The 10608-nt window shown below is 69.4% G+C and carries 10 protein-coding genes; 9 read left to right on the top strand and 1 reads right to left on the bottom strand.

Annotated features, from left to right (window positions below):
* Positions 1-638, bottom strand: a 638-nt coding sequence (locus WYM_RS03140; RefSeq protein ID WP_040568999.1) for a polyprenyl synthetase family protein, incomplete at its 3' end; no start/stop codon positions are given.
* A 64-nt stretch (positions 639-702) separates the two neighbouring features.
* Here WYM_RS03140 and WYM_RS03135 point away from each other — a divergent pair.
* The 9 genes from WYM_RS03135 (at position 703) to ftsW (ending at position 10539) form a co-directional block, all read left to right on the top strand.
* A complete protein-coding gene (locus tag WYM_RS03135; protein WP_019179371.1) occupies positions 703-1074 on the top strand; it encodes a DUF3040 domain-containing protein in 372 nt (123 codons plus the stop codon).
* A gap of 210 nt (positions 1075-1284) precedes the next feature.
* A complete protein-coding gene (gene mraZ / locus WYM_RS03130; RefSeq protein WP_019179370.1) occupies positions 1285-1716 on the top strand; it encodes a division/cell wall cluster transcriptional repressor MraZ in 432 nt (143 codons plus the stop codon).
* 117 nt (positions 1717-1833) lie between these two features.
* Entirely contained in the window at positions 1834-2802 is a 969-nt protein-coding gene (rsmH, locus tag WYM_RS03125) for a 16S rRNA (cytosine(1402)-N(4))-methyltransferase RsmH (protein WP_019179369.1), read from the top strand.
* Complete coding sequence (locus WYM_RS03120) at positions 2799-3410, top strand: hypothetical protein (protein WP_019179368.1); 612 nt, start codon at positions 2799-2801, stop codon at positions 3408-3410. Before rsmH ends, WYM_RS03120 begins: the two co-directional genes overlap by 4 nt.
* 4 nt (positions 3411-3414) lie before the next feature.
* Positions 3415-5205: a peptidoglycan D,D-transpeptidase FtsI family protein gene (locus WYM_RS03115; protein ID WP_026059501.1), complete on the top strand. Its 1791-nt coding sequence runs from the start codon at positions 3415-3417 to the stop codon at positions 5203-5205.
* A 25-nt stretch (positions 5206-5230) separates the two neighbouring features.
* Positions 5231-6652: a UDP-N-acetylmuramoyl-tripeptide--D-alanyl-D-alanine ligase gene (locus WYM_RS03110; RefSeq protein WP_019179366.1), complete on the top strand. Its 1422-nt coding sequence runs from the start codon at positions 5231-5233 to the stop codon at positions 6650-6652.
* Positions 6649-7761 carry a phospho-N-acetylmuramoyl-pentapeptide-transferase gene (mraY, locus tag WYM_RS03105; protein ID WP_019179365.1) on the top strand — a complete coding sequence of 371 codons (1113 nt, stop codon included), beginning with the start codon at positions 6649-6651 and terminating at the stop codon, positions 7759-7761. Before WYM_RS03110 ends, mraY begins: the two co-directional genes overlap by 4 nt.
* On the top strand, positions 7758-9308 hold the full coding sequence (murD, locus tag WYM_RS03100) for a UDP-N-acetylmuramoyl-L-alanine--D-glutamate ligase (RefSeq protein ID WP_019179364.1): 1551 nt from the start codon (positions 7758-7760) through the stop codon (positions 9306-9308). The genes mraY and murD overlap by 4 nt, the downstream gene beginning before the upstream one ends.
* Entirely contained in the window at positions 9262-10539 is a 1278-nt protein-coding gene (gene ftsW / locus WYM_RS03095) for a putative lipid II flippase FtsW (RefSeq protein ID WP_040568982.1), read from the top strand. Before murD ends, ftsW begins: the two co-directional genes overlap by 47 nt.
* Positions 10540-10608: the final 69 nt, after the last annotated feature.

Below are 10608 nucleotides of genomic sequence, written 5' to 3'. Positions count from 1 at the left end.
CTGTAACGCGCCGACTTGAACGATGCCACACGGAGCGCACGTTCGGCATGGCGGTCGTCCGACTCGGAGAGGAAGGCCGATTCCTCGGCGATGTCGAGGAACTGGCCGAGCGTCACGTCGCGCCGCATGGTGGCGTACTCCGAGCGCGCCGCCATCGCCCGCGCGGGGGAGAGGCCGGTCAGTCCCTCTTCGAACAGATCGTCGCTCCAGGCGACGAGGAGATCGCCCAGGAGGATCGCCGCGGAGCGGCCGAACGCCGCGGCATCCCCCACCCATCGCGCATCGCGGTGAACGGACTCGAGAGCACGATGTGCTGCGGGGCGCCCGCGCCGGGTGTCGGAATTGTCGATGACGTCGTCGTGCACGAGGGCGGCCGCCTGGAACAGCTCGAGCGCCGCTGCGGCGGTGACCACGGACTCGGGCATCGAAGCCGTCCGTCCGGACCCTCCCTCCACTGCGCTCCACCCGGCGACGCAGAAGCGGCCGCGCAGCCGCTTGCCGCCCGACGCGGCGCGTGCAGCGGCGTCGACGAGGAGGGCCGCTTCGGCCCCGGCATCCGCGATGGAAAGCCGTTGACCCGAGACGAACATGTCCAGTCGCTGGGAAATGGCTTCGATCGTCTCTCCGGGGGCGGACACGGGCCTAGCCTAGTGATCTACGGCACGCGTAGAATCGAGCCATCGGAAGTACAGAGGGGGATGCATGCCACTCTCCGAACAGGAGCAGCGCCTGCTCGACGAGATGGAACGCCATCTCATGCGCAACGACGCGGATGTCGTCAGCGCGCCCCGGGACGGACGCAGCCTCAGCTATCGCAACATCGTCTACGGCACCATCCTCGTGCTGCTGGGCCTCGGGGGCCTGGTCGTCGGGGTGTCGATCCCGCTCGTGGTCGTGGGCGTCGTCGGGTTCGTCATCATGCTGGGTGGCGTGCTCCTCGCCGTCACGCCGGGCCGCGGCCCGGGGCGCATGCGCGTCGAGCCGGACCAGCCGGCATCGGCGGGCGCTCGAAAGAGCTCCTCGTTCATGGATCGCATGAACGACCGCTGGGACAAACGGCAGGGCGAACGCTGACGCCCCTCGCCGGCTGACACCGCACAGAAGCACCGACCTCCGGGTCGGTGCTTTTTTGTTGCCTGCCTCCCGTCTTCTTCGCGCCTCCCCGGTGCCGTCGCCTGCCCTCGGGGAGAGAACGACCATGTCGGTGGTGGTGAAGTGGAGGGGAGTGGAGTAAAGTGGCGTGCAATCCGGGGGGCCGGCGATCGGAGGGGGTGGGATGTACCGATGCTGTTGGGCACGCACTCTCCCAAGCTCGACGAGAAGGGCCGCGTCATCCTCCCGGCCAAGTTCCGCGACGACCTCGGCGGCGGTGTCGTCGTGACCCGCGGCCAGGACCGCTGCCTTTACGTGTTCAGCACCGAGGAGTTCGAGCGGGTCCACGAGCGCATCCGCGAGGCGCCGCTGGCCAACAAGCAGGCTCGCGACTTCCTGCGGATGTTCCTCTCGGGCGCGAGTGCCGAGAAGCCCGACAGCCAGAACCGCATCACGATCCCGCCGCCCCTGCGGGCCTACGCGGGCCTGGAGCGGGACCTCGTGGTCACGGGTGTCGGCGCGCACGCCGAGATCTGGGACGCCGCCGCCTGGAACGCATACGCCGAAGCCAACGAAGAGACCTACGCCGAACTCGAGCAGGAGGTGATCCCGGGCCTGTTCTGAACGACCGTTGCCTCGATCCCGACTCCCAGCCGCTCACGCCCTGACGCACTTCCCCGGCGCCAGGTCAGAGAGCGGATGGGGATCAGGGTCTAGGGAACGACGAGAGGCCCCGACATCATGAACCTGCGCGACATCCACACTCCGGTCCTCCTCGAGCGCTGCGTCGAGCTTCTCGCCCCCGCACTCGAGCGCGAGGGCGCGGTCTTCGTCGATGCCACCCTCGGCATGGGCGGCCACTCGGAAGCCTTCCTCGATCGCTTCCCGGGGCTGCACCTGGTCGGACTCGACCGTGACACCGATGCGCTGCGCATCGCCGGCGAGCGGCTCGCGCGATTCGGCGACCGTGTGACGCTCGTGCACACCGTCTACGACGGCATCGCCGAGGCCCTCGCCTCCGCGGGAGTCGAGGCCGCGGACGCCATCCTCTTCGATCTGGGCGTCTCGTCGCTGCAGCTCGACGTCGCCGACCGCGGTTTCGCGTACGCACAGGACGCGCCGCTCGACATGCGCATGGATCAGTCGGCCGGCACCACTGCCGCCGACGTTCTGGCGACCTACGGCGAAGGAGACCTGCGCCGCATCTTCGAGCGCTACGGCGAGGAGAAGCTCGCCGGTCGATATGCCCGCGCGATCATCGCCGCGCGCGCCGAGGCCCCGATCGAACGGTCGGGCCGGCTCGTCCAGATCCTGCATGCGGCGACCCCCGCTGCCGCGCAGCGCGCCGGTCACCCCGCCAAGCGCGTGTTCCAGGCCTTGCGCATCGAGGTGAATCGGGAACTCTCGGTGCTCGAGCGTGCCATCCCCGCGGCGCTGAACGTCCTGCCGGTCGGCGGTCGCATCGTCGTGCTGTCGTACCAGTCCCTCGAGGACCGGCTCGTGAAGCGTGCGATGGCGGATGCCGCGGCCTCGACGGCGCCGCCGGGGCTGCCGGTCGAGCTTCCCGAGCATGCGCCGAGGTTCCGGCTGCTGGTCAAAGGCGCGGAACTGGCATCGGACGAGGAGCGTGCGGTCAATCCCCGCGCGACGCCCGTGCGGCTGCGCGCTGCCGAGCGCGTCCGGCCCCGACGTGAAGGAGGTCGCGCATGAGTGTCCCCGCCCCCGCCTTCGGGTCCGCTCCGCGTCTTCCTCAGGGCGGTGCGGCCCCGGATGTCTTCGACGCCCCGCAGCGCCGCCTGCGCGTCGTCGAGGCGCCCGCCCGGCGTCGCCGGCCGAAGCTGCTGTACGGCGTGGTCGCCGTGCTCGGCGCCTTCCTGATCGCGGGTGCGCAGATGGCGCTGTCGATCATGACGACGCAGGGCTCGTACGAGCTGTCGGCGCTCACGCAGGCGCAGCGTGAACTGACGTATGAGAAGCAGATCCTGTACGACGACGTGGCCGGACTGAGCTCGCCGCAGTATCTCGCGGCCAACGCCGCGGCGCTCGGCATGGTGATCGACGAATCACCGTCGTATCTGAGGCTGAGCGACGGCGCCCTCCTCGGCGCCGCGGAGGTCGCGATGGGATCGTCCTCGATCGACGCCATCGGGCGCGGCGCTGTTCCGAACGCGCTCATCGCCGACACGCCCCTGGTCACCGTGCCCGACGCGACGATCGGCGGGGTGCCCGTGGTCGTCCCCGAAGGGACGTCGGACGGCGGAGTCTCGAACACTCCGCCTGCGCTGACCGACGGACTGCCCACCCCGAGCACACACTGAGCGCATGACGACCCGAAGCACCAGAAGCCCCCGCCGCCGCACGGTGGTCGCTCTCGCCGTCGTCCTGGCCGTGCTGGCGGGTTTCATCGTCCGGCTGGTCGACATCCAGGTGGTCAACGCAGATGAGCACATCGAGGACTCACTCGACCGCGCGTTCGCCGGCGAGCAGGTCCTCTACGGCACGCGCGGACCGATCGTCGACGAGACAGGTCAGACCCTTGCCGGCAGCATCCTGCGCTACGACTGCCAGCTCGATCCGCTGCTGATCACGCAGATCGACGCCAACGTCCTGGAGGGAACCACGAAGGCTCGGCTCTGGGAGGAGGTCTCGGTCGATGTCGCCGAGATCACGGGACAGACGCCGGAGGAGGTCCGCGGCATCGTGGCGACCGCGCTGGCCGAAGATCCCGCCTCGCGGTTCGCCTACCTCAAGAAGAGCGTCTCCACGGAGCAGTATCGCGAGCTCGCCGAACTCGAGGCGCCGTACATCGTGTGCGTCCAGCACCCGGCGCGGGCGTACCCCGACGGCGCCGTCGCCGGCAACCTCGTGGGCTTCGTCGGCTCCGACGGTGCGCCGCTGGAGAGCCTCGAGAAGTCGCAGAACGACTGCCTGGCGCCCACCAACGGCGAACGCGTCTATCAGCAGGGCAAGGACGGCGTGGTCATCCCCGGCACCGCGCGGGAGACGCCGGCCGCCGACGGCGGTGCGCTTCAGCTGACCATCAACCGCGACCTGCAGTGGTACCTGCAGCAGCTCATCGCCGAGCAGACCCAGAACATGGGCGCTCAGCAGGGCGGGATCCTGGTGTACGAGGTGAAGACCGGGAAGGTGCGGGCGGCGGCCGAGTACCCCACCGTCGACCCCAACGACTTCGCGGCGACTCCGCAGGACTCGCGGACGAGCAGCATCTTCCTGGACTGGTTCGAACCCGGCTCGACGTTCAAGGCGCTCACCGCCGCGACCGTCGTCGACGCCGGGGGTCAGACGCCGGACTCGAGAGTCGTCGCGTCCAGCGACGAGACCTTTCCCAACGGCGCCAAGGTGAGGGACTCGTTCCGGCACCCCGCGAACGACTACACCCTCACCGGTGTCCTGATCGACTCCTCGAACGTAGGCATCTCGAAGTTCAGTGAGACCGTGAGCCCGCAGACGCGGTACGACTACCTGCAGCGGTTCGGGATCGGGCAGGGGACGGCGTCGGGCTACCCGTCGGAGCAGACCGGCCTGCTGAATCCGGTCGAGCAGTGGGGTCCGCAGGGCACCTACAACACGTCCTTCGGTCAGGCGCTCACGACCACCATGCCCGAGCTGGCACGTGCGTACGGCGCAATCGTGAACAACGGCGTGAAGATGCCGCTGTCCATCATCGAGTCGTGCACCGAAGCCGATGGCACCGTGGTCCAGCCGGAGCTCGGAGAGCCGGAGCAGGTCGTGAGCGAGAGCACGTCGGCCCAGATGCGGGCCATGCTCGAGAACGTCTTCCTGCAGGCCCCGTACGCGAAATCCGTCGAGATCCCCGGGTACCGCGTCGGCGGCAAGACCGGCACCGGTGAGAAGGCGGATCTCGTCAACGGGGGCTACAAGGCGGGCGTCTACTACACGACGATGGTGGGCTTCGCTCCCGCCGATGACCCGGAGTACGTCGTCGTCGTGACGCTCGACGAGCCGACGAAGGTAACATCGTCTGCGGCCAACGCGACCGCGTTCCAGAAGGCCATGACCCAGGTTCTCAAGACCTACCGCGTCATGCCCTCCACGACGGCGCCGGAGCTGCTGGCCAAGTTCGGTCAGTAGCCTCTCCCGACCCGGCCGGAGAACCATGATCTCGCTCACCATCGCTCAGGTCGCCCACGCCGTCGGCGGCGAGATCGCCCTCGCCGGCAACGACACCCCCGAGACCGTCGTCTCGGGAGCGGTCGACACCGATTCCCGGCTCATCGGGTCCGGAGACATCTTCGTCGCCAAGCCCGGCGCCGACACCGACGGACACCTCTTCGTCGGCTGCGCCGCCGCGGCGGGTGCCGCGCTGGCCATCGTCGAGCACGTCGTCGAGGTTGCGCCCGGAGTGAGCCAGATCGTCGTGCCGGACGCGGTCGCCGCCCTCGCCGCCCTCGCGCGCGAGGTGGTCAAGCGCGTGCGGGAGGCGGGCGACCTGCGTGTGGTGGGCATCACCGGCTCGAACGGCAAGACGACGACGAAGAACCTCCTGGCCCGCATCCTGGAGGGCGAGGGCGAGACCGTCGCGCCCAAGGCCTCGTTCAACAACGAGGTCGGCGCGCCCCTGACGATGCTGCGCGTCACCGGGGCCACGCGATTCCTGGTGAGCGAGTTCGGTGCCAGCGCGCCCGGCGAGATCGCCCGGCTCGCCGGTCTCGTCGACCCCGACGTCGGCGTCGTGCTGATGGTCGGCATGGCGCACGCGGGAGGTTTCGGCGGCATCGAGGCGACCTTCCACGCCAAATCGGAGCTCGTGCGCGCGATCCACTCGGGAGGCCTGGCGGTCCTCAATGCCGACGACGCCCGGGTGGCCGCGATGGCTCCCATCGCCGCCGAGCGCGCTGCCACGGTGCGATGGTTCGGTCGCGGACCCGCGGCCACCGACGTGCGCGCCGACGACGTCGAGGTGACGGCATCCGGGACCTCCTTCGTCGTCACCGCCGACGGCCTCTCCCTCCCGGTGCGCCTGCGGGTGCTCGGAGAGCACCACGTCATGAACGCCCTCGCGGCCCTCGCCACGGCGACCGCACTGGGCGTCTCGCTCGCCGATGCCGTCGCACGGCTCGAGACCGTCGAGATCGCCGAGCGCTGGCGCATGCAGCCGCTCGGATCCGACCGAGTGAGGATCATCAACGACGCCTACAACGCCAGCCCTGATTCGATGGCGGCCGCGCTGCGCACCCTGGCTCAGATCACCGGGCCCGGCGAGCGCACCGTCGCCGTCCTGGGTGCGATGAGCGAGCTGGGGGAGTACGCCGAAGAGGAGCACGACCGCATCGGCCTGCTGGCGGTGCGGCTGGGCATCCAGCGCATCGTCGTCGTCGGCGCCGACGCACGCCGCATGTTCCTCGAAGCCGTGGCGCAGGGATCCTGGGACAACGAGGCCGTGTTCTTCGAGACGGCGGACGAGGCGTTCGACTACCTGCGCGGCGAACTGCGTGAGGGTGACCGCGTGCTGGTGAAGTCCTCCAACTCTGCGGGACTGCGGTTCCTCGGCGATCGTCTGGGAGAATCGTTCTCGTGAGATCACTCCTGACTGCCGCAGCGATCTCGCTGGCCTTCACCCTGTTCCTGACACCCGTCTTCCTGCGCCTCTTCCGCAAATGGGGCTGGGGACAGGTCATCCGCACTCCCGAGAACGTGCACAACCCCAGTCACCAGGCCAAGCGCGGCACGCCCACGATGGGCGGCACGATCTTCATCGCCGGCACCATCGTGGGCTATCTCGTCGGCGCCTACACGGGCAACAACCCGCCCACCATCTCGGGCTGGCTCGTCCTGTGGATGATGGTCGGCCTCGGCGCCGTCGGCTTCATCGACGACTACATGAAGGTGCGCAGTCAGCGCAGCCTCGGTCTGAGCGGCTGGCGCAAGATCGTCGGCCAGATCCTCGTACTCGTGCCGTTCGGCATCGTGTCGCTGAACTTCCCGAACCAGTGGGACCAGACGGCCGGGTCGCCCTTCATCTCGGTCTTCCGCGACGTGCCCGCGCTGTCGTTCTGGGCGCTCGGCGCGATCGCGGGGTGGATCCTGTACCTCGTGTGGGTCGCGATCATCGGCGTCGCGACCTCCAACTCGGTCAACCTCAGCGACGGCCTCGACGGGCTCGCGGCCGGGGCGGGCATCTTCGTCACGGGGGCCTACAGTCTCATCGCGTTCTGGCAGTTCAATCAGGCGTGCTGGGGCGGCGAGGCCCTTTCGGCTGCGGCGCAGGCCGCGTGCTACCCGACGCGCGACCCGTTCGACCTGGCGATCGTGTCGGCGTCCTTCGTGGGCGCCCTGGTCGGCTTCCTGTGGTGGAACGCGCCGAAGGCCAAGGTCTTCATGGGCGACGTCGGGTCGATGGCGATCGGCGGCGTGATCGCGGCGATGGCCATCCTGACGCGCACCGAGCTGCTGCTCGTGCTCGTCGCAGGCGTGTACGTCATCGCGTCCGGCTCGGTCATCCTTCAGCGCATCTACTTCAAGGTCACCCGCGGCAAGCGGCTGTTCCTCATGAGCCCGCTGCACCACCATCTCGAGATGCGCGGGTGGTCCGAGATCACGATCGTGGTGCGGATGTGGATCATCGCCGGCCTGCTGGCGGTATCGGGCATCGGCTTCTTCTACGTGGAATGGCTCACTCAGACATGACCTCCGACCGTCTCGCCGGGCTTACGAGCTGGAACGCCGACTGGAAGGGCTTGCGCGTCGCGGTGCTCGGGCTGTCGGTCACCGGGTTCGCCGTCGCCGACACCCTCGCGGAGCTCGGCGCGGATGTGCTCGTGGTCACCGAGCGGGCCGACGAGGAGTACGAGCGCCTGCTGCCGGTCATCGGAGCGCGGCTGTGGACCGGCACGCTCGAGACCGTGCCGGACGAGCTGGCCGACTTCGCCCCCGAGGTGGTGGTGGCATCGCCCGGCTTCTCGCCGCGGCATCCGCTCATCACGTGGGCGAACGATTGCGGCATCGCCCTGTGGGGCGACATCGAGCTGGCCTGGCGCGTCCGCGACAAGGTCGTGCGCCCCGACGGCTCGCCGGCCGACTGGATCCTCGTCACCGGCACGAACGGCAAGACCACCACGACGCGGCTGACGGCGACCATGCTCGTCGCCGGGGGCCTGCGCGCAGCGCCCGTCGGCAACATCGGCACGCCGGTGCTCGATGCGGTGCGCGACCCCGCGGGCTTCGACGCGCTCGTCGTCGAGCTGTCGAGCCACCAGCTCTGGTACCTGGGCCGTCGTGCGACGCCCTCACCGCTCTCGCCTCATGCCGCGGTCTGCCTCAACCTCGCCGATGACCACCTGGAGTGGCACGGCTCGTTCGAGGACTACCGCAACGCCAAGGCGCACGTGTACGACAACACGAGAGTCGCCTGCGTCTACAACAAGGCGGATCCCGCCACCCGGCGCATGGTCGAGGACGCCGACGTCGTCGAGGGTGCGCGGGCCATCGGCTTCGACCTCGGCGTGCCCGGTCCGAGCGACCTCGGGGTGGTGGACGGGATCCTCGTCGACCGTGCGTTCCTCGAAGACCGGCGCACCAGCGCCCTGGAGCTGACGACCGTCGCCGAGCTCGCCGAGCGTGGCCTCGCCGCCCCGCACATCGCGGCGAACATCCTCGCCGCTGCGGCACTCGCGCGCTCGCTCGACGTCGCGCCGGCGGCCATCCGGGCGGCGCTGCGCGACTTCCGCCTGGACCCCCATCGCATCGAAGTCGTGGCACGGCACGACGGCATCACGTGGGTGGACGACTCCAAGGCGACCAACCCGCACGCCGCGGCGTCATCGCTCGCGGCCTACCCCGGCGCCGTGTGGGTGGTGGGCGGGCTGCTCAAGGGCGTCGACATCTCGGAGCTCGTCGCGACGCGCGGCACGACAGCGAAAGCGGCGATCGTGATCGGGGCCGAGCGCACGGCGGTCGTCGCGGCGTTCTCGCGACACGCGCCCGCAGTCCCGGTGTTCCAGGTGGACGCCGATGAGACTGAAGGGGTCATGGCGCAGGTCGTCGAACTGGCGGCGGGGGTGGCGCGTGACGGGGACGTGGTTCTGCTCGCACCCGCCGCGGCATCGTTCGACCAGTTCGCGTCCTATGCGGACCGCGGGACGAGATTCGCGGCAGCGGTGAGGGAACGGATCGGGACGGGGGCTGAGGATGAGCACGACGATGCCGCCGAGGGCCCGACCGGCCGAGACTCCTGAGCCCGAACCCGCCGGCAGGCGCGGACTCGCCGCGCGCGTGTCGCTCGGCCGCGTCTTCGCGCCGGTGCCGAGCGAGTTCCTGCTGATCGCATCGACGGCGCTCCTGCTCACCGTCTTCGGACTCGTCATGGTCCTCTCCGCGACGTCGGCCACGTCCACCGCTCGTGGCGAGGCGCCCTGGGAGGTCGTCCTCAAGCAGGGCATGTTCGCCGTGATCGGCATCCCCATCATGCTCATCGCCAGCCGCTTCCCGGTGGCGTTCTACAAGAAGCTGGCCTGGCCCGCCCTCATCCTCGCCGTCGCCTTCCAGATGCTGGTGTTCACGCCGCTCGGGCACTCCAACGACGGAAACCGCAACTGGATCACGATCGCCGGGTTCCAGGCGCAGCCCTCGGAGTTCCTGAAGCTGGCGCTGGCGCTGTGGGTGGCGTTCGTGCTGTTCCGCAAGCGGACGCTGCTGACGAAGTGGCAGCACGTGTTCATCCCGCTCGTCCCGGTCGCCGGACTGGCGATCGCGACCGTGATCGCGGGCAAGGACCTCGGCACGGCGATGATCCTGGTGCTCGTCGTCCTCGGGGCGCTGTTCTTCTCAGGCGTCAAGCTGCGGATCTTCCTCCTGCCCGCGATCGGCGCGGCCGCTTTCGTGGCGTACTTCGCAATCGCCAGCCCCGACCGCATGCGCCGGTTCATGAGCTTTCTGAATCCGAACTGCCTCGACGACTACTTCAACGACTGCTACCAGCCGCTGCACGGCATCTGGGGTCTGGCCAGCGGCGGTGTCTTCGGTCTCGGGCTCGGAAACTCGCGAGAGAAGTACGACTGGCTCCCCGCCGCGGCGAACGACTACATCTTCGCGATCGTCGGCGAAGAGCTCGGGCTCATCGGCTGCGCGGTCGTCCTCGCGCTGTTCGCGCTGTTCGCCGTCGGCGCCTTCCATGTCATCCGCAAGACCGACGACCCGTTCGTGCGCATCGCCGCGGGCGGGATCACGGTGTGGATCGTCGGTCAGGCGCTCATCAACATCGGCGTGGTCCTCCGCGTCTTCCCCGTGCTGGGCGTGCCGCTGCCGTTCATGTCGCAGGGCGGCACGTCCTTGCTGTCGGTGCTGCTCGCGTGCGGCGTGCTGCTGGCCTTCGCCCGGACACTTCCTGCATCGGTGGCGCGACGCGAGGCGGCCATCCAGCAGGCTCGTGCGGCACGGGTCCGCCGCGAGGCCCGCACGCGGACCTGACCGCTCACCCGAGCCGTTGCGCGCACCACACCGGTGAGGATGCGTGAACCAGGCATGGGAGAATCGTCC

The organism is Microbacterium yannicii PS01 (assembly GCF_000304335.1).
Lineage (GTDB): Bacteria > Actinomycetota > Actinomycetes > Actinomycetales > Microbacteriaceae > Microbacterium > Microbacterium yannicii_A.
Note: the sequence above shows the minus strand (reverse complement) of the source record. Positions and strands in the feature narration are given on the sequence as shown.